The 20101-nt window shown below is 59.1% G+C and carries 17 protein-coding genes; 10 read left to right on the plus strand and 7 right to left on the minus strand.

Annotation, left to right across the window (positions count from 1 at the left end; genetic code table 11):
* Position 1 precedes the first annotated feature (1 nt).
* From Q1A63_RS18040 to Q1A63_RS18050, 3 genes are all read right to left on the minus strand, one after another.
* Positions 2-1018, minus strand: a complete 1017-nt coding sequence (locus Q1A63_RS18040; protein ID WP_298973310.1) for a BMP family protein — start codon at positions 1016-1018, stop codon at positions 2-4.
* A 147-nt stretch (positions 1019-1165) separates the two neighbouring features.
* Positions 1166-2761 (minus strand): gamma-glutamyltransferase family protein, encoded by a 1596-nt coding sequence (locus Q1A63_RS18045; RefSeq protein ID WP_298973312.1) that lies wholly within the window; start codon positions 2759-2761, stop codon positions 1166-1168.
* A gap of 119 nt (positions 2762-2880) precedes the next feature.
* Complete coding sequence (locus Q1A63_RS18050; RefSeq protein WP_298973315.1) at positions 2881-3957, minus strand: DUF2793 domain-containing protein; 1077 nt, start codon at positions 3955-3957, stop codon at positions 2881-2883.
* A 416-nt stretch (positions 3958-4373) separates the two neighbouring features.
* Here Q1A63_RS18050 and Q1A63_RS18055 point away from each other — a divergent pair, with 416 nt between their 5' ends.
* Together Q1A63_RS18055 and Q1A63_RS18060 are read left to right on the plus strand one after the other, a co-directional pair.
* The gene (locus tag Q1A63_RS18055) at positions 4374-4892 is read left to right on the plus strand and encodes a FecR family protein (protein ID WP_298973316.1); all 519 of its coding nucleotides are present in this window, start codon (positions 4374-4376) and stop codon (positions 4890-4892) included.
* On the plus strand, positions 4889-6715 hold the full coding sequence (locus Q1A63_RS18060) for an adenylate/guanylate cyclase domain-containing protein (protein ID WP_298973318.1): 1827 nt from the start codon (positions 4889-4891) through the stop codon (positions 6713-6715). Before Q1A63_RS18055 ends, Q1A63_RS18060 begins: the two co-directional genes overlap by 4 nt.
* A 6-nt stretch (positions 6716-6721) precedes the next feature.
* Here the strand turns inward: Q1A63_RS18060 and Q1A63_RS18065 are convergent, their stop codons facing one another.
* The 4 genes from Q1A63_RS18065 to dctP all read right to left on the minus strand — a co-directional run bounded on the left by Q1A63_RS18065 (position 6722) and on the right by dctP (position 10977).
* On the minus strand, positions 6722-7501 hold the full coding sequence (locus Q1A63_RS18065; RefSeq protein ID WP_298973320.1) for an IclR family transcriptional regulator: 780 nt from the start codon (positions 7499-7501) through the stop codon (positions 6722-6724).
* A gap of 14 nt (positions 7502-7515) precedes the next feature.
* Positions 7516-8871, minus strand: coding sequence for a TRAP transporter large permease (locus Q1A63_RS18070; RefSeq protein ID WP_298973322.1), 1356 nt, complete (start codon positions 8869-8871; stop codon positions 7516-7518).
* Entirely contained in the window at positions 8871-9542 is a 672-nt protein-coding gene (locus Q1A63_RS18075; protein ID WP_298973324.1) for a TRAP transporter small permease subunit, read from the minus strand. Before Q1A63_RS18075 ends, Q1A63_RS18070 begins: the two co-directional genes overlap by 1 nt.
* 202 nt (positions 9543-9744) lie before the next feature.
* Positions 9745-10977: a TRAP transporter substrate-binding protein DctP gene (gene dctP / locus Q1A63_RS18080; RefSeq protein ID WP_298973326.1), complete on the minus strand. Its 1233-nt coding sequence runs from the start codon at positions 10975-10977 to the stop codon at positions 9745-9747.
* A gap of 107 nt (positions 10978-11084) precedes the next feature.
* Here dctP and Q1A63_RS18085 point away from each other — a divergent pair, with 107 nt between their 5' ends.
* The 8 genes from Q1A63_RS18085 (at position 11085) to Q1A63_RS18120 (ending at position 20100) form a co-directional block, all read left to right on the plus strand.
* Positions 11085-12680 carry a choline dehydrogenase gene (locus Q1A63_RS18085; protein WP_298973330.1) on the plus strand — a complete coding sequence of 532 codons (1596 nt, stop codon included), beginning with the start codon at positions 11085-11087 and terminating at the stop codon, positions 12678-12680.
* An 86-nt stretch (positions 12681-12766) separates the two neighbouring features.
* The gene (locus tag Q1A63_RS18090) at positions 12767-14929 is read left to right on the plus strand and encodes an esterase-like activity of phytase family protein (RefSeq protein WP_298973333.1); all 2163 of its coding nucleotides are present in this window, start codon (positions 12767-12769) and stop codon (positions 14927-14929) included.
* A 127-nt stretch (positions 14930-15056) separates the two neighbouring features.
* Entirely contained in the window at positions 15057-15263 is a 207-nt protein-coding gene (locus Q1A63_RS18095) for a hypothetical protein (protein ID WP_298973336.1), read from the plus strand.
* Positions 15264-15459: 196 nt separating this feature from the next.
* A complete protein-coding gene (gene phnC / locus Q1A63_RS18100; RefSeq protein WP_298973339.1) occupies positions 15460-16290 on the plus strand; it encodes a phosphonate ABC transporter ATP-binding protein in 831 nt (276 codons plus the stop codon).
* A gap of 57 nt (positions 16291-16347) precedes the next feature.
* On the plus strand, positions 16348-17256 hold the full coding sequence (gene phnD, locus Q1A63_RS18105) for a phosphonate ABC transporter substrate-binding protein (RefSeq protein WP_299632338.1): 909 nt from the start codon (positions 16348-16350) through the stop codon (positions 17254-17256).
* Between the two features lie 71 nt (positions 17257-17327).
* The gene (phnE, locus tag Q1A63_RS18110) at positions 17328-18197 is read left to right on the plus strand and encodes a phosphonate ABC transporter, permease protein PhnE (protein ID WP_299632339.1); all 870 of its coding nucleotides are present in this window, start codon (positions 17328-17330) and stop codon (positions 18195-18197) included.
* A complete protein-coding gene (phnE, locus tag Q1A63_RS18115; RefSeq protein ID WP_299632340.1) occupies positions 18194-19489 on the plus strand; it encodes a phosphonate ABC transporter, permease protein PhnE in 1296 nt (431 codons plus the stop codon). Before phnE (Q1A63_RS18110) ends, phnE (Q1A63_RS18115) begins: the two co-directional genes overlap by 4 nt.
* Positions 19486-20100: a chloramphenicol acetyltransferase gene (locus Q1A63_RS18120; RefSeq protein ID WP_298973349.1), complete on the plus strand. Its 615-nt coding sequence runs from the start codon at positions 19486-19488 to the stop codon at positions 20098-20100. Before phnE (Q1A63_RS18115) ends, Q1A63_RS18120 begins: the two co-directional genes overlap by 4 nt.
* Position 20101 lies beyond the last annotated feature (1 nt).

Genomic DNA, 20101 nt, shown 5'->3' on the forward strand with positions numbered 1-20101 from the left:
ATCAGGACGATTTGGGTTCTTCGTCGTTGATCGTGACGGTGAACGCCCCGGATTTGATTTCCTCGGTGCGCTGGGTCACCAGATCCATGGCTTCCGCCGGTATCTTGCCTTCGAAAGTACCCAGCGGCGCCAGCGAGGTGCCGCCCTGGTTCATGAAGGAATAGATGCCGTAATCCGCCGCGACAAAGGCGCCTGCCTGCACCTCGGCAATGGCCTTGTCCAGCGTCGGCTCGAAATGCCAGATCGCCGAGGCCACAACCGTGTCGGGATAATCCGCCTGCGTGTCGATCACGTTACCAATGGCTAGAATGCCCTTTTCCTTGGCCGCATCAGAAACACCAAAGCGTTCCGCATAGAGCAGGTCCGCGCCGTTTTCGATCATTGCAAAGGCGGTTTCCTTGGCCTTGGGTGGATCGAACCAGCTGCCGATGAAGCTGACCTGGAACGTGATGTCCGGGTTCATCTCCTTGGCGCCAGCCATGAAGGCATGCATCAGCCGGTTCACTTCGGGGATCGGGAAGCCGCCGACCATGCCGATGTTACCGGATTCAGTCATTGATCCCGCAATGATTCCAGATAGGTAGGAGGCGTCCTGAATGTAATTGTCGAACACCGCGAAGTTGGGCAGGGCGGCGTCTTCCTTGAAGCTGGATCCCATCAGGAAGGCAACATCAGGATATTCTGCGGCCACTTCACGGGCTTCCTGTTCGGCGCCGAAAACCTCACCGATGATCAGTTTGTTTCCCGCTTCGGCGTATTCGCGCAGCACCCGGGCGTAATCTGTGTTCGAGACGTTTTCGGAGAAGGTATAGCTGATGTCGCCGCGCTCCTGCGCGGTCAGGGCGGCCTTGTGAATACGGCTGACCCATTGCTGTTCCACGGGGACGGTATAGATGCCTGCCGTCTTGATCGGGTCGGCCGCCAGTGCAGGCGAGATCCCCATGGCACCGGCCATCAGCGATGATGCGGCGGTGGTGGCCAGAAAGCGGCGGCGGTTGATGTAATGTCTTGTGGTCATATGGACGTCCCCCAGTTGTTTGAGCAATCAAGCGCAAGAATTTACCAATTGGTCAAGGACCAAAGGGGTGGGGCGGTCCCCTGGCGGGGGATTGATCCGCGACTGCCGTAATGAAAGGCAACGGACATCAGCGGATTGCAACCGGGGCTAGAAGCCCATCGCCGCGCCGTCCTTACGTGGGTCAGAGCCAGCGATATAGCCGCGACCGGGCAAGCGTGCGATCAACTGCGCACCGCCAAAGCCAAATGCGTTGTCAGGTGCTTCCAGCGACAGCGCGTGCCCCATGCCGCGCAAGGCCTCAAGCGTTTCTGGCGGCAAAGTGGTCTCGCAGGCAACGCCCAACCCATCGGTCACCCGCCAGCGCGGTGCATCGACAGCCATTTGCGGATCCTGTCCGAAAAGCTGCGTCCTGAGCACCATCTGAAGATGGCCCTGGGCCTGCATCGGTCCCCCCATCACGCCAAAACTCATCTGCGGACCATCAGGGCCCATGAGGAACCCCGGGATGATCGTGTGAAACGGACGTTTTCCTGGCCCTACGCGGTTCCGGTGATCCGGGTCGAGCGAAAAGCCCGCGCCGCGGTTTTGCAGGGAAACGCCGGTACCAGGCACGACCACGCCAGAGCCGAACCCGGCGTAGTTGGATTGAATGAACGACACCATCATGCCGGATGCATCCGCTGCGGTCAGGTAAACCGTGCCGCCCTGTTTCGGCGCACCCGCCCCGAAATTGGTTGCGTGGCTTGGATCGATTGCGCGCGCGCGGGACGCCAGATAGCCATCATCCAGCATATCGGCGACCGTGATGTTCTTCATATGATCGAGGTCCGCGACGTAGCTTTCCGCGTCCCGCAGCGCCAGCTTCATGGCCTCGATCTGCAGATGCAGTGCGCGCGGATCATCCGCGTCCATGTTGCGAATGTCGGTCTGCCCTAGAATGCCCAGCCCCATGAGAGCCGCGATGCCCTGACCATTTGGCGGAATTTCGTGCAGGGCAACCTCATCGAAGGATTTCGAGATCGTCCCGCACCAATCCGCTTCATGGGCGGCCATATCCTCCAGCGTAAGGGCGGCGTCATGTTTGCGGGCATAGGCTGCGATCTCTTCGGCAATCTCGCCGGTGTAGAAAGCCGCTCCCCTTGTTTCCGCGATCAATCGCAGGGTGCGGGCATGTCCGGGGCTGTAGAAGTATTCCCCGGCTTTCGGTGCGCGCCCTTCGGGCATGAAAGTTTCCGCAAACCCCGGTTGATCGCCGAGTTGCTCGGCGGCGCGGTGCCAGAGCGTCGCAATGATCGGTGAGACCGGAAAACCGCGTTCGGCGTAACCAATGGCCGGCTCAAAAAGGGTCGCGAATTCGAGCTTGCCGAACCTGTCTGAAAGGCTCACCCAAGCGGAGACAGCCCCCGGTACCGTGACGCTTTCCCAACCACGAAACGGCATCGTTTCGTGCCCCGCGAAGCGCTTTGGTGTCCAGCCCGCAGGGGAGCGGCCGGAGGCGTTCAACCCGTGTAATTCCTGACCATCCCAAAGAATGGCAAAAGCATCTGACCCGATGCCATTGCCCGTCGGTTCAACCACAGTCAGGGTAATGGCTGCTGCCAAAGCTGCATCAACCGCATTGCCGCCCCGTGCCAGCATGGACAGGCCGGCTTGTGCCGCCAGTGGATGCGATGTCGCCACCATGTTGTCGGCTGCAACGGCCGACCGCCGCGAGGGGTAATGGTGGTTGGAACGTATGTGCATCGATCTCTCCCGCGGCCAAGCGCCGTGACGCTTGGTGCCTTTTCCGGAAGAAATACGCAAGAGAAGCGCGGGCGGTGGCCGGGGCGCTGGAAGCGAGGCCAACGCGCTCCGAGGGCATCCTAGCCGACCTTGAAACCCCAGAAGCTGGTTTGATCCGCGAGAAAATACCCGTCGAAGCCGCGCAACCGGCCTTGCAGTTCAACCGTGTCGCCTGCAGCAAGCGAGACCATGCATTGGATCTGCAACGAGGTTTGTTCCGACACATGGGGACCGGTGATTTCGCTTAAAGACCCTGTGATCACGCTGGTCCCGTTCAAAATCATTTGAGCGCCCATGCGCGCCTGATCCGATGCATTCTGTTTGAATGTCAGCGCCGCCCCAAAGAAATAGCTGCCTGCGACCGGCGCCACAAAATGGTTGGTTCCCGCATCGAAGGCATTCTGGTCGTTGAATTCGGTCTGGTTGATCGCAATCTTGGTCCAGGCGTCCGCAGCAGTGTAATTGTCGAAGTTGGTTACACCTTTGAACTGCGGCAGGTTGGGCTGATCCACGATGCCTGTCGCCGCATCCACAATCAGGCCATCACGAAAGGCGACCCCATCAGCAGACGTGGCCAGCCGCAGATTGTCGCTGCCAAAAAGCCCGAAGAGCCCGCGCGTGCCAAAATCCTGCTGGAACACAAATCCGGCGTCATTGCTGGTGGCTTCTTTGTTCACGGTGGTGATCAGATTGCCGTCACCGCCATCATCCAGATAATGCGCTGTCCACAATGCGGCATTCAGTTTGGCAGAAAACGGGGTGTTGGGCAGGGACATCATACCAAGGCCAAAAGCTTCGATGTCCTGCAGTTCTGCACTGTCCAGATCGATCCACTCGGTCCCGTCATGCACGACCAGCGCCTCACGGCCCGTCACATAGGCGCGCCACCCGGCATTCGGCGTGAAATACTGCCACACACCGGTTTCATAGAGGGCGACCTGGCCTTCATGACCCGTCCATGCGTCGGTGGCAGCATCACCGACGATGTAGCGATCCCCTTCCGCGGGCGAGGCAGGTGGTGTGGCCTGATCGTCCGCCAACACGCCAAGCTGGGTAACCACATCCAGAATGCGGAGGGCTTCGTTATGGGTGACGTGTTTCTGGGCCTGGCTGGGCTGGATGAACGGCAAAGACAGGCTGCTGGAGGTATCGGCCATTGGATTTCCCTGAGAAATTTTGATCAGGCCTGAAGGTGCGCTAATTCCCTTGCCGCTGGCTTAAGGCAGCGTGCGGTGCGGTTAACGGCGGCTATCCTTGACGACGAGATGTTGTTTTTGACCAGTAGCACCACAATTGCTGACCGCCCCGGAAACTTGCATCAACGGTGCTGCCCGACTATGCCCTTCGTAAGGATCGGCTACGATTTCTGAAAGCGCGCGATGGAAACTGCGGCGGTTTTGGTTGGTGGCCAGCGCGTTTTTGCGCTTGGCACAGCATCAACGCCTGTGATGTCTTTAGCGCAGATCGCTTTGGTGCTAAACCAATCATCGGCTGACGAGCTTCAGTGACCTTCTGCGCATCCGGGTGGGACCCGCAGGCGCAGGCAAAACCTAGTGTAGAAATGATATTTGTTATGAAAACTTTTTGTTACGCCGCAGCACTCTTTGCGCTTTTTTCCATGGGATTGGTTGTTCCAGCACAAGCGCAGGTACCGCCAAACTGCACAGTTGAACCAGCGACCGATCCGGACCGCGAGGTTTTGAGATGCGCATTTGGCCTGGTGATCGAGCTCGAGGCCGCTGCCGCGTTGGAAATTACCGGTGAAGTATCGCCTGACGCCCCGACCGCGATGGATCTGAACAGCGGGGCGGCCTTTATCGAGGTTGAGCCGGGGGCGGCGCGGCCCCAGATCAGGACGCCGCATGCGATCGCTGCAGTGCGTGGCACCGTCTATGTCGTTGACGTGACGGAGACGACAACATCCGTCTTTGTGGTTGAGGGCGAAGTGACCGTTTCAAAGGTCGATGATCAGAGCGAGGCAATCGTTCTGGGGCCGGGCGAGGGCGCTGACGTTGGGGGCGACACCACGCTCGAAGCCAATGTCTGGCCTGCCGAGCGGGCGCGCAGCTTGCTGGCCCGTTTCGGCAGATGACGCCATACCGCTGGACGTCGGTTCTGGCCGGCGTCCTCCTGCTCCTTTTGTCAGCGCTGTGGGCGGTGTTTGTCAGCCGCCCGAATGTGGTGGCCATCGCCAGCCCGCTGGATCGTCTCGAATCCACGCTGCTTGACGCGCGATACACGACATTTGGTCCGGTAGAGCCCGTTTCAGATGTCGTGATCGTCGCCATCGACGATGCGACGCTGGACAGCACTCAAGACAATGCGTCAGACAGTCGTCTTTTGCTGGCCAATGTTGTGCATGCCATAGCCGATGCTGACCCAAGAGCGCTGGGCCTTGATATCATTCTCGCGGATGCGGGGGATCCCGTCACCGACAACCTGCTCGCCACCGCGCTTCAACGCAGTGACACGGTGCTGGCGGCAGCTGGCCGGTTTGCGGAGGATCAAGAGGCTGCTGATCTGGCCCGGCCCGTCAGCGTCCTGAGACCGCAGGAGGTGTTTCTGAGGTCCGCAAAATCCGGTTTGGTCAACCTCTCCACCGATGCCACCGGAACGCCGCGCTACCTCCCGGCGGTGTTCCAGACCCCTCAAGGGGTGGAGCCCGCCTTTGCGCTGCTGATCGCGTCGGCCTTCGCAGAGGTGGAGCCCACGATGACAACGGACGCGGTAGCGTTGGGGGATAACCGCACGCCGCTGGACATCGGTTTCAACCTGCCGCTACGCCTGGTCGGCCCGACTGCGAGCATCCCAACCTTCTCCGCGGTGGATGTTCTGACGGGACAGGTGAGCGACGCGCTTACCGGCAAGGCGGTGTTGCTCGGATATACGGCGACCGCTTTTGGCGACCGTTTCCCAAACCCCTTTGACGAAAACGTACCGGGAGTGGAAATCATGGCAACAGCTGTGTCGCAATTGCTGGGGGGGGAAACCCTGCGGCGTGACGCGGGGACGCGCAGGATCGACACAGCGGCGGCGGTTGTGCTGGCGCTGCTTGTCACGATTCTGATCATTGCCTTGCCCTTATCCAGCGGCGTGCCTTTGGCCATTGGGGCGCTTGGACTATGGCTGGCCGCGGTCTGGTTTGCCTTTTCTGCCGGTGTCTGGCTCAGCGCGTCCATACCGCTGGCTTGCGCAAGTGTGCCCATTCTGGCGGCCTCAAGCCTGCGGTACTTTAACGAAAAGCGCAGTGCGGCACACGGCGCGCGCGCATTGGCGGCCCTGAAACAATTCCAATCCCCGGCGTTGGCGGAACGGATTGCCGATGACCCGGCCTTTCTCGCTCGCCCCACCGAACAGAGACTGTCGGTTTTCTTTGTGGATCTCAGCGCCTTTACCAATCTGTCGGAAAAGCTGGGCCCGGCGCGCACGCAGGACCTTCTCAAACAATTCCACCAGATCACCGCGCAGACGGTGGAGGCCAATGGCGGTATTGTGCTGAACTACATGGGGGATGGGGCCTTGGCGATCTTCGGGATGGCCGAGGGGGATGCAAACGGCCCTGACCAAGCCCTGCGCGCGGGGTTTGACCTCATGCGGGAAATTGAGCGACTGGGGCCGGAGATGGCAAAGGGGTTGCCTGTCGGATGCCGGATCGGGTTGCATCACGGCGATGTGGTCTTGTCACGGCTCGGCGGCGACCGTCACCAACAGGTCTCGGTCGCAGGGGACACGGTCAATCTGGCAAGCCGTCTGTTGGAGATTGCCAAGGACGAAGGTGCGGCACTTGCCGTCACGGACGTTTTGCTGGGGGCCGCCAAGCATCCGCCGGAGCGTCCGTCTGATGCCATAAAAACCGTGGATGTGAGGGGACGTGAAAGCACCGCGCAGGTGCACTTCTGGCGCGCGTCGCCCTGACACGGCTCAGCTGTTGATGAGCGCTGTGAGCTCCTGAGCCGCAGCCTTCAGCGTGTTCACGCTGCGCGACAATCCAGCCAGATCGTGTCTCTGCAAGGGCGCATGAACCGACAGGGTGGACACCAACCGCTTGCGATTGTCCAGGATCGGCACCGCGATGGCCGCCATGCCCTCCATGAATTCCTGATCATCGGTGGAATAGCCGCGTTTCCGCGTCGTTTCGATTTCCGTCTTGAGGTCGGCCTTGCTGGTGATTGTGCCGGGCGCCCGGCTGTCCAGCGTCGCCGTCGAGAGGTAGCGGTCAAAATAGGCTGGCCTGAGGGAGGACAGGTACATCTTGCCACTGGCGGTGCAATAGAACGGCACCTGCGTGCCGACAGGCAGTTGAATGCGTAGCGGCCAGTGCGTCTCAACCCGGTCCAGATAGATCATGCCGTCGCGATCCGGTGTCGCGATGTTGCAGGTCTCGCCGATTTTCTCCGCCACGCTGCGCAGAATGGCGAGACGTACGGTGCGCAAACGTTGGGATGAGACCGTATTCAGGGACAACTGGCGCAATCGCGGGCCGGGGCCATAGGATCTGCCATCGATGTCGCGTTGCAAAAACCCGGCTGCCTCGGCTGTGTTGAACAGGCGGTGCAGCGTGGGTTTTGGCAGGTTCAGGGTATCTTTGAGCGAAGATGGGGTGACTGGCACACCGGCTTTTGCGACTTCTTCAAGGAGGACCAGCAACCTGAGCGTTGTTGGTATCTGGCCCTCTCTATCCTTTCCAAAATCGTCTGGCATGCTCAGTCGTTCTGTTAACTCGGCAGTAACATAAGCGCCAGATTTGGCACCATTGCAACCAGTATCCAAACCGCCAGCAGCGAGAACAGATACATTGTCGAATATCTGAGCAGGCGGAAGTATGGAACGCCTGTGACACCCGAGGCCACGTAAAGGTTCAAACCATATGGTGGTGTGATGAAGCCGATGGAAGCCCCTACTAGGAAAATGACCGCGAAGTGGATCGGATCTACGCCAACAGACGCCGCAATGGGTGCGAGGATCGGAGCCATGATGATCGTTACCGGAAGACTTTCAAGGATCATCCCTGCAATAAACACCATCGCCATGGCCGTAAAGAGCACCGGATAATATCCGCCCATGCTGGTCACAAACCCACCGATGGTTTCCTGTGCGCCCAGAAGCGACAGGATTTGCTGCATCACCACGGAGACCGCGATCAGCGGCGCAAGGATGCCGGTGATCTGGGCCGACCGTACGACGATGGAGGGGACCTCCGGCAGGGTGAACCCTTCGACCACAATCATCGAGCCGAAGGTTTTTTCATCCACGGGAATGCTGGAATCATTGCCCATCAGCTTGTTCAGCGGGTAGCTGATCAGGCCAACGATGATACCAAACCCAACGGTGACCCCCGCCGCTTCGGTGGGGGAGAACTTGCCGGTATAGATGCCCCAGAGCACCAGACCGATGGCAAAGAAACCCAACCACGCGCCAAGCGCCGTTTTGGTCATGCGGGTGATGCTGAGGTTTGTCAGAATGCCCCACTTGTTGATCGTGCAGACCACAAAGCAGACCGACATCATGGCGAGGACCATCAGGACACCGGGGATGATGCCCGCAAGAAACAGCTGGCCCACCTCAAGGTTCATCAGGAAGCCGTAAACGATGAAGATAATCGATGGCGGAATGATGATCCCGACGGTACCGCCCGCAGCCGCTGTGGCCGCTGAGAAGCGTTCGTCATAGCCGCCCTTGACCATTTCGGGGTGCAACATCGACCCGATGGTTGCGGTGGTTGCCGAGTTCGATCCGGAGATCGCTGCAAAGAGGCCACAGGCCCCAATGGAGGCCATCGCCAGACCGCCGCGCAGCCAGCCCAGACAGGCGTAGGCGTAGTCGGACAGTCGTTTGGCGATCCCTGATTTGTTGATCAGGTCCCCGGTCAGGATGAAGAGCGGCATCGCCAGGAGAGCAAACCCGTCCTTGAAGACGTTGAGCATCTCCGAGCCAGTATTGTCGAGCGTCAGATCGAGCACGAAGCTACAGCCCACAACCCAGTAGAAGATGATGAGCAAGACAGGGGTGCCAAGCATGAACAGGAAGGTCACGCCGAGCGAGATAATTGTGATCCATGATCCGTCAGACATCAGACATCTCCCCCGATAACGGCTTGTTCAATCAACGGCTCGCCGTTGCGGTATTTCTCGAGATCCTCGAACAGGTTCTCCAGAACCCGCCCGGCCATCATGACGAAACAGATGGGCATCGTGACAATGAACCACCAGCGCATGACGTTGTCGGTGCCCAGGACGATGGCAAAGTTGTCATAGGTATTGACGGTGACGCGTGCGGTTGTCGTGACAACGATGATGCAGAAGACAAACCACAGCATATTGTCCAACAGCAGGCAGGTCAGTTGCCCCGTACGCCCCATTTTCGTGCGGAATTCGTTGAAACTGAGGTGGGTGCGCAGTTTGACGTTATAAGAACATCCGTACCACGCCATGATCATGAACAGGAGCGGGGGGATGGTCGTTGACCACGGCACCTGCGCCGAGAAAACGAATCGCTGGATCACGCCGACAAAAATGATCAGAGCGATGATGATGTAGGTATAGACGATGATCGTGCGTTCCAGATGCCGGTCAAGCCACGGTATTTTCTTGTATAGAAAAAGCACCAGAAAGGCGCCGACCACGGTGAGTGGTCCGAACACATACCATGCCGCCGGTGACCGATAAGCCTGGACCACTTTGAAATTAATATCGCCACTCAGCGTCGCCGTGACGATGGTGCCCATATCCGCCAAGATTGACATCTGGCCCCCTCCCTATGTTGTTCTCACCCGATGCTGCCCGAAGAAGCCCATCGGATCAAAGCACTTTCCGCATCCGTCGGAAGAATATCTAAGGTTTCTCCATCCCGAAAACCCGCGATACCAAGTCCCGAACCATCTGAAAGTGATGAAAAAAGCCGGCCCGCGTTGAACGGACCGGCTCAATTTCAACGCCGAGCCGGACCTAGGCTTTCCACCAGCGACGTGGTTCCACGTTTTCTGGCAGCGTATCTTCGTCGATCTCACGCGCGATGTCGTAGATCTCCTGATACGTGTCCAGACCACCGGACCAGCCGTTGAGGCGCTCGCGCCAGTCTTCCCACAATTGGGGCTGGAACTCTGGCGAGCACATTTCTTCGGCCTTGCGACGCTCTTCTTTGGAGAGGAAGGCGTTGCGCACGTTGTTTTGCGCGAAGATTGTGTTTGGCAGTTGTGGATCGGACAGACCAACGGTTTTGACCAGCGCTGCTTCGTTTGCCGCCTGGACGTGCACCTGGCTCCAGTAGGAGCTTTCCAGAACCTCGTCCTGCAACTCGCCACCCAGGCTGTCGAAAACGCCTGCGTTCATCGCTGTGTGCTCTGTGCCGCAGAAGAAGTCGAGGTGCACAGATTGGGACACAACGGGGGACATGTTGGCGTAGGCCACGGCGGACGCCCATGTTTCCGCACCATCGATCAGGCCCTGCTTCAGACCGTCGAGGGTTTCTTCCCAGGCCACCGGCACCGGGTTCAGGTTCAGCGCGGTCATTGCGATACGACCCAGCTGCGTGCCCGTGACGCGGTTTTTCGTGCCGAAAAGCTCTTCGATGCTGGTGACCGTTGGCTTGTCTTCCCACGAAAGACCCAGCTGGATGCCGCGCAATTCGGCGTGGCTGAAGAGGAACTTCAGGCCGTGACGGCGCTCATAGGGCTCGCGCAGCAGCTCTTGAGATTTCGGGTGATACAGGAAGTGGTACTGATCGGCCCGGCTGCGGAACATGAACGCATAGTCCAGAACGTTCAGATAGGGCGCGCCACCCGCAGAGTTCTGCGTCGATGCCGCATAGATGTCGACAATGCCCTGCTGCGCTTTTTCAACACAGGAAACCTGTCCGCAGATCTGATTGTCGCCGATAAACTCAACGCGAATCTCGCCATCTGTGCGGCTTTCAAGATCACGCGCAAATTCCAGAGCACCCGCGCGTTCGATCAGCAAGTTGCGTGCGTTGAAGCCCGCAGCGCCAAATTTCAGCGTGAATTTCGGCTCTTTTGCAAAGCGTTTTTCGTAGGTCGATTCGGCCGCACTTGCCAAGTTTGCAAGGCTCATCGCGCCACCGAAGCTGCCCGCGGCGAGCAATGTCGAGCTCATCCCGTAGCGCCCCGCGATCCGGAACAGATCCCGGCGCGAAATGTGGTTTAGTTTATCGTAAATTCCCATGACTTCCTCCCTGAATGTCATTTATTGAGACTATTAGTCCCAAAAAACACTAGTATAGTATTGTCTTTTTGCATAGAGTTTTTTTTAGGTTGGTTTGGGAGGTCGACATGGAAGCTGATTTTATCGTCGTCGGGGCAGGATCCGCAGGGTGTGTTTTGGCGAACAGGTTGAGCGCGGATCCCAATGCAAAGGTCATTTTGCTTGAGGCTGGTGGTCGTGATCTTAACCCGTGGATTCACATTCCGGTGGGTTATTTTAAAACAATTCACAATCCGAACGTGGACTGGTGCTACAAAACGGAGCCTGATCCGGGGTTGAACGGGCGGTCCATTGAATGGCCGCGCGGCAAGGTTCTGGGGGGCTCATCCTCGCTGAACGGGCTGCTGTACGTGCGGGGGCAACCGCAGGATTATGACCGCTGGCGCCAGATGGGTAACACCGGGTGGGGCTGGGATGATGTGCTGCCGCTTTTCAAACGCGCGGAGAATAACGAACGCGGGGCGGATGAATTCCACGGCGATCAGGGGCCGCTCTCAGTGTCGAACATGCGCATCCAGCGCCCCATTACCGACGCATGGGTCGCGGCGGCGCAGGCGGCCGGATACAAATTCAACCCCGATTACAACGGCGCCGATCAGGAAGGGGTGGGCTTTTTCCAGCTGACCTCTCGCAACGGTCGGCGCTGCAGTTCTGCTGTGGCCTATCTCAATCCGATCAAGAAACGCCCGAACCTGCAGATTGTCACCCACGCGCAGGTCGACAAGGTTGAAATAGACGGCGGGCGGGCGACCGGCGTCAGCTACACTGATCGGTCTGGTCAAAAACAGACCGTCACGGCCAACCGCGAGATTGTGTTGTGCGGAGGCGCGATCAATTCACCACAGCTCTTGATGCTGTCCGGGATCGGCGAGGCGGAACAGCTTTCTGAAAATGGTATTGAGGTCAAAAAGGACCTCAAAGGCGTTGGTAAGAACATGCAGGATCACCTGCAGGCGCGGCTGGTCTACAAGTGTAATGAACCTACCCTGAACGACGAGGTCACAAGCCTATTTGGTCAGGCCAAGATCGGTTTGAAATATGCGCTGTTCCGCGCGGGTCCCATGACGATGGCGGCCAGTCTGGCTACCGGGTTCCTGAAAACGCGCGAAGACATGGAAACGCCGGATATCCAATTCCACGTGCAACCCCTGTCGGCGGAAAACCCGGGCAAAGGCGCAGACAAGTTCTCGGCCTTCACCATGTCGGTGTGCCAGCTGCGGCCTGAAAGCAAGGGGGAGATTCGTCTGAATTCTTCCAAGCCGCGGGAATACCCGAAGATCATTCCCAACTATCTGTCGACAGAAACGGATTGCCGCACAGTTGTGGCCGGGGTGAACATCGCCCGCAAGATCGCGCGCCACGCGCCTCTGACCTCGAAGATATCCGAGGAATTCCGGCCACACGCCAGCTTGGACATGGATGACTATGACGCCACGCTGGATTGGGCGCGCAACAACACCGCTTCCATCTATCACCCGACAGGCACCTGTAAAATGGGCTCGGGCGAGGACGCAGTTGTCGACGCGCAATTGAAGGTGCACGGGATCGAAGGGCTGCGGGTTGCCGATTGCTCGATCATGCCAGAGATCGTCTCGGGCAACACCAATGCGCCTGCGATCATGATCGGGGAAAAGGCATCTGACCTGATGCGCGGCATGGGTTAAGAGTTCACAAAACTGATACAAAACTGACATCTCCATGTGTCTTGAGACTGCGTCCTTGCGCACATCTCAAGACCATGGAGTTTTCAATGACCAAACACCTGCTGCTGACCAGCACGCTGCTGGCGACCGCCGCAATTTCACCCGCGCAGGCGGAGATGAATTTCAATCGCATCGCGTCTTTTCCGGTGACCTCGAATTTCGAGGGGACGGTGCCCGATGAAACATCAGCGGAAATCATCGACGTAACGGCAGATGGCATGACCCTGGTCTATACCGACAGCCCCGCGGGCGTGATCGGTGCAATCGACATCACCGATCCGGCGGCCCCGGCACCTATGGGAACACTCGTGGTCGAGGGTGAGCCAACCGCGGTTTCCGTGATCGGCAATACCGCCTTTGTCGGGGTCAATACCTCCCCGAGCTACACGGCGCCGTCGGGTTTCATCAAGGCGGTGAACCTCGCGGACATGAGCATCACGGCCTCCTGTGATCTGGGCGGTCAGCCCGACAGCACCGCGCGGGCCAAGGATGGATCCTTCATCGCGGTGGCCATTGAAAACGAACGGGACGAAGATCTCGGTGACGGTCGCGTGCCACAGATGCCCGCCGGTGATCTCGTGATGATCGATGTGGTCGAGGGTACGCTGGACTGCAGTACGCTGCGGCGCGCGAGCCTGACCGGTCTGGCGGATGTGGCGGGCGAGGATCCCGAACCCGAGTTCGTGGACATCAACGCATTGGGCGAGGTCGTCGTGACTCTGCAGGAAAACAACCACATCGCCGTTGTGGCCCGCGACGGCAAGGTTCAGTCGCATTTCTCCGCCGGTGCGGTCGATCTGGAGGGCATCGACACCCGGGACGAACGCGGCGCGCTGATCTTCGATCAGAGCCAGAAGGGGCGCTTGCGCGAACCCGATGGTGTGCAGTGGATCGATGACGACCATTTCGCCATTGCCAATGAGGGCGACATGGACGGTGGCGCGCGCGGGATGACGATCTTCCACAAGGACGGCACGCTTGTCTGGGAAAGTGGTGCCACGCTGGAGCATGCGATTGTGCAAATCGGCCACTACCCGGACAAACGCTCCGACAGCAAGGGCGCTGAACCGGAGGGCATGGAATTCGCGGTCTTTGACGGCACGCCCTATGTGTTTGTCATGGCCGAGCGGGCATCGATTGTTGCCGTCTATGACGTGACCGATCCGACATCGCCGGTGCTGAAACAACTGCTGCCCTCGGGGATTTCTCCCGAAGGTGCGGTGGCTATCCCCGAGCGGGGCTTGCTGGCCACGGCCAATGAATTCGACGGGTTGCAGGACGGTGCCGCGCGGGCGCATGTGATGCTTTACCAATATGGCGATGCGCCCGCGTCCTATCCGCATCTGACCTCGGAAGGCATGGCGGAACTGACCGGCTGGGGGGCAATCTCCGGCATGGTCGCGGATGCGGAGGGGATGATTTACGCGGTGGCTGACAGCTTTTACGGCTACCAACCCCGCATTTTCAAAATCGACCCCACAACGACGCCAGCGCAGATCGTCGATGCCATCGATGTGACGCGCAACGGGATGCCTGCGCAAAAGCTGGACATGGAAGGCATCGCTCTGGATGCCGACGGCAACTTTTGGGTGGCCTCTGAAGGGCGGACGGATCGCGTCATTCCTCACGCGCTCTACCAAGTGAACGCCAAGGGTGAAATCAAGCAGGAAATCGGCCTGCCGGCAGAGCTGATGGCCGTCGAAAAGCGCTTTGGTTTCGAAGGCATCACACTTGTCGGCAACACACTCTGGATGCCCGTGCAGCGTGAGTGGAAGGACGATCCCAAGGACCATGTGAAGCTCGTGGCCTATGATCTGGAGCGTGAAGAATGGGGGGCTGTTCTTTACCCCAAAGCCGCATCCGCCAAGGGGTGGGTAGGTCTGAGCGACATGGCTGTGCATGGCGAGCACGTCTACATCATCGAGCGTGATAATCAGCACGGCGCAGAGGCCGTGACCAAGAAAATCTACGCGGTGCCGCTGGCCGATATGACGCCCGCCGCCCTCGGGTCGGAGCTTCCTGTCGTGACCAAGACACTGGTGCGCGACCTGATCCCGGATCTGCTGTCAACCGGTGGGTACGTACTTGATAAGGTTGAGGGAATCGCCATCTCCCCGGATGGTGCCGCATGGATTTCCACCGACAATGACGGCGTGGATGATCATTCGGGGGAGACGATGTTCTTCAGCATTGGCAAGGTCACAAAATAATTCCGCCCATTTACAGAGCGTTATCTGGCGTTTCGCGCGATAAGCGTGAAACGCCACCAAAGAATCGGTGACACCCGCCATCGCTCCCCAGTATTTTGCCAGAGAATCGGACGAGTCGGGGGACGCTATGAAACATGAACAAATTGCCGAGACGAAGATGTCTCATTCCGTGTTGGGTCTCGACGAAGCGGAGATCGGTCCCTTCATTCTGAGATGTGTGAAAGAGCGCTCGCTAAGCAAGCTGGTGGCCAATCTCAACAACGATATTCTAAACGGCACGTCGACCGAACGCGACAGCGCGGAGAAGGCATTAGGACGTATGGGCTTTCTCTGAAAGCGCAGCATCCTGCCGCCTGTCATACAGGCAAAACCTGCAAACAGATGGGTCTGGAAAACGTGGCATCCGGCGTGTCGTTTTGTCGGGCAATCCCGTGGCCAGGGTGATCCACAGGCCGTCATAAAACCTTTTTATTTCTGTCACGGTCGGTTCACACCCCGCCCATAATCAGCCCCCAACGTCGGGGGATACGATGCTGGACATAAAAGATCTGACCAAAACATTCGGGCAGAACACAGCGGTAGATGCCGCCTGCATCGAAGTTTCCAAACCTTCCATGATCGGCATCATTGGTCGGTCCGGTGCGGGAAAATCGACGCTGCTGCGCATGATCAACCGGCTTACCGAAGTGAGCAGTGGGCAGATCCTCTTTGATGGGCGCGATGTCACCGCCCTGCGCGGCGCAGACAAACGCGCCTGGCAATCCAACTGCGCGATGATCTTCCAGCAGTTCAATCTTGTGCTGCGCATGGATGTTGTCTCCAACGTGTTGCATGGCACCCTGAACCGTCGATCAACCCTTGCGACGATGTTCAACCTCTTTCCCGATGCGGACATTCAGCAGGCGATTGCCATTTTGGACCGTCTGGGCATCGCGGAACATGCGGCGAAGCGGGCCGAAGACCTCTCCGGCGGGCAACAGCAGCGGGTCGCCATTGCGCGCGCGCTGATGCAGGACCCAAAGATCATTCTGGCGGATGAACCCATCGCCTCCCTTGACCCGATGAACGCACAGGTGGTGATGCGTGCCCTGCGGCGCATTCACGAAGAAGACGGGCGTACCGTCATTTCCAATCTGCACACGCTCGATACCGCGCGGCGCTACTGTGACCGTGTCATCGGCATGCGGGACGGTCGGATCGTCTTTGACGGCACGCCGGAGCAGCTGAGCACGGCGGCGGCCCGGGACATCTACGGCGCCGATGCCGATTTCTCTGAAAGCGCGACCTCCACGGAGATCGAACAACTGGATCGCTCAGATGCTGCCGAAGCGGCCCGGCTGAGCGCGCTTGCAAACGTTTAACCCCTTCATTCAATGGCTGGCCTCGCGGGTCGGCACCAACCAAGAGAGACATAATCCATGAAAAAAATCATTTGCGCCCTGGTGGCGACAACGGCCCTGACCACCACTGCCCTTGCCGATGATCAGGCGATCAGCGAATTCCGCATTGGCATTCTGGGCGGCGAAAACGCCCAGGACCGGCTGAATTCCAACGAGTGCCTGCGCGCCTATACCGAGGAGGCGCTTGGCGTGCCGACAAAACTCTTTGCACCGGCGGACTATAACGGCGTGATCCAGGGCCTGCTGGGCGGCACGCTGGACATGGCCTGGCTGGGGGCGTCTTCCTATGCAGCCGTGCACATCCAGAACCCGGAGGCTGTTGAGCCGGTTCTGGTAAAGATCAACCTTGATGGCTCATATGGCTATCACTCCATCGGCTTTGCCCGCAAAGACAGCGGCATCGCCTCGCTCGACGACATGAAGGGCAAGACCTTTGGCTTTGGGGATCCGAACTCCACCTCCGGCTATCTGATTCCGTCGATCGAGATCCCCGAGCAGACCGGCGCAACCATGAATTCCGGTGACTATTTTGGAGAAGTGAAATTCACCGGTGGTCACGAGCAGACCATCGTTGCGGTAAACAACGGTGACGTGAATGGCGGTGTGACTTGGGCCGACGGTCAGGGCAATTGGGAAGATGGGTACAACTCCGGCGCGCTACGCAAGGCGGTTGATGCCGGTCTTGTCGACATGAACGACTTGGTTGAGATCTGGCGCTCCAAGCCGATCCCGGAAGGTCCGATCGTGTTGCGCAAAGACATGCCGGATGACGTCAAGACAACGATGACGGCGCTGGTGGATGGCTTGTATGAGGCCGACGCCGATTGTGCCTACGGGGTGGCGGCGGGTGACAGCCTTGGCTTCGACCCGATCACCCATGAGGCCTATGTCTCCATCGTGGAAGCCCGCAAAGCCAAAGCGAATTAATACAACAATTTTAAAACGAAAGAGCGGGCCCCTTTCCCGGGGCCCGCTTCACTGAATGCTGGGGGGGCGGCATGGCGGACACGACGTTTCAGGCGGATGGCCTGTCGCAGGTGCAGGACAGCTACGCGCGGCTGATCCGGACGCGCCGCATGTGGAACGCCGCCATGCTGGCGCTTTTCATTGCTTTGCTCATGGCCGGTTTCATGACCGCAGATGCACGCAATGCGGGCGGTTTCTGGGACGGTGTCACCCATGTTTTTGACTTCCCTGCAGAGGTTATTGGTGAGGCCTGGGAGAAATCTCATCTGCTGCCCGGGCATTTCCTCAAATATTTCCCGTCGCTGATCGAAACCATCAACATCGCCGCCGCCGCGACGCTTGTCGGTGTCATTGCGGGGACAGTCCTGTCTTTGTTGTCGACACGCGGGCTGGCACGCTGGCCGTCCCTGGTGGGCGTCTTTCGCCGCATCAGCGATATCCTGCGGGCCATTCCGGAGATCGTGATTGCCTTGGTGCTGATTTTCGTTCTGGGCGCCGGGCCCGTGCCCGCCATGATTGCCATCGCGTTGCACACCGCCGGGGCGATTGGAAAGCTCTATTCGGAGGTGAATGAAAATGCCTCCCTCAAACCGGTGGAAGGCCTCGCCTCCGTTGGCGCGAACTGGACACAACGCATGTTGCTGGGGATCGTGCCGCAGGTCGCCCCGAACTACCTCAGCTATGCCTTGCTGCGGTTCGAGATCAATATCCGCGCCTCGGCCATTCTCGGCTTTGTGGGGGCGGGCGGCATTGGCTACGACCTCAAGAACGCCATGAGTTGGGGGCAGGGCAAGTTCGACGAGGCCGGTGCCATCTTCATCCTGCTCTTTGCCGCCATCGTCCTTTTTGATCAGCTGTCTTCTTACGCCCGTCACCGTCTGACAACCGGAGCCCGCCCATGAGCGATGCCGCCATCCTGACCGAAACGCGGGGCCTTTTTCGGCGCAAGCGTCTGATTGCTGCCGCCCTTCCAGCGATCGTTCTGGCCTACCTGATCTACATCTTCTTTGCCTTTGGCGTGCCAGACATGATCCGCACCGCCGATACTAAAAACGCGCGTATTCTGGTCTCTGACAGCTACAGCCACAAGGTCCACGTGACCCGTGATAATCGCGACGGCAGCGTTGATGTCGCCATTGAGGGGGAGCGCAAAGGCCGCTACCCGGCAGGTGCGGCACCCGCTTGGGTGACGCTGGGCGATATGACGGAAATCGACCTAGAGGATGGGCACCTTATCACCTTCGGCCCGGAACTGATCACCTATGACATCCCCGGATACGGGCGGATCACGGCACAGCCGGGTAACCGCGGGGTGAATGCGGAACTGCCACCGGGAGATGTGCCGGATTGGATCAACGCCTCGAAAAACCGACTGTCGATTACAACTGGCGCGGGCCGTCTGACGATCACCCGAAACCGCTCGGAAGTATTCCGCTATTTCAATGGCTGGGAGCTGTTTTTCTTTACCCTCGACAGCCCGTTTCACGGCCTGGGGCCGGGCGAGGTGCTGTCGCGGGCGATGGCCGGTGATGCCGCTGCGATCTGGCGTGACTTCTGGACCAACAAGATGTGGCGTCATTCCGATGTGGCCTGGGCGATCTTTGAGACCATCCTGATGGCCTTTTTGGGCACTGTGGGGGCGGCAATCATTGCGCTGCCTTTGGCTTTTCTGGCCGCGCGGAACTTCACCCCTCTGGGGGCGGCACGTTTTGCCGCGCGACGCCTGTTCGATTTCCTGCGCGGCGTGGATGGGTTGATCTGGACCGTCGTGCTCAGCCGCGCCTTTGGCCCCGGTCCGATGACTGGCGCGCTGGCGATTTTGCTCACGGATTCCGGAACCTTCGGCAAGATCTTTTCCGAAGCGTTGGAAAACGTGGACGACAGGCAGATCGAAGGCATCCGCTCCACTGGTGCCAGACCGCTGCAGCGCTACCGTTTTGGCGTGATCCCGCAGGTCACCCCGATCCTGCTCAGCCAGATCCTGTATTATCTGGAATCCAACGTCCGCTCCGCCACGATCATCGGTGCCATTACCGGCGGCGGGATCGGTCTGTTGCTGACCCAGGCCATCATCACCCAGAAGGATTGGGAAGAGGTCAGCTATTACATCGTGCTGATCATCCTGATGGTCATGCTGATGGACACACTATCAGGCTGGCTGCGCCGACGTTTGATCCACGGGAAACCGGCATGAAGCTGGCAGGCGACGCACCGGTCCTGCAGGCCGACTGCGATGTGGTGGAGGTGCAATTCGGCCGTTTCGTTGAAATCGGGGCAGGCAGCCGCGTCGCCTACAGCATGATCGGCGATTATTCCTATTGTGACCGGGTGTGCGATATCGCGAATGCGGATGTGGGCAAATTTGCAAACATCGCCAGCTTTGTGCGCATCGGGGCGACGGACCACCCTATGGATCGCGCGTCGCTGCACCACTTCATGTACCGATCCTCTGATTACTGGGACGACGCGGATCATGATGCCGACTGGTTTGCCCATCGCCGCGCACGGCGCGCGACAATCGGGCATGACACCTGGATCGGACATAATGCGCAGATCAAGCCCGAGGTGACGGTCGGCCATGGCGCCGTGGTTGCCTCGGGGGCCATTGTCACCAGATCGGTGGATCCTTACACCATCGTCGCCGGGGTGCCCGCCAAGCCCATCCGAGACAGGCAGCCGGTGGCAATCGCGGACCGCATGGTGGCGCTGGCGTGGTGGGATTGGGACCATGACCGCTTGCGGGATGCGCTTGAAGATTTCCGCGCCTTGCCTGCCGACGCCTTTCTGGAGAAATACGAACGCTAGC

The organism is uncultured Roseobacter sp. (genome assembly GCF_947499265.1).
GTDB lineage: Bacteria > Pseudomonadota > Alphaproteobacteria > Rhodobacterales > Rhodobacteraceae > Roseobacter.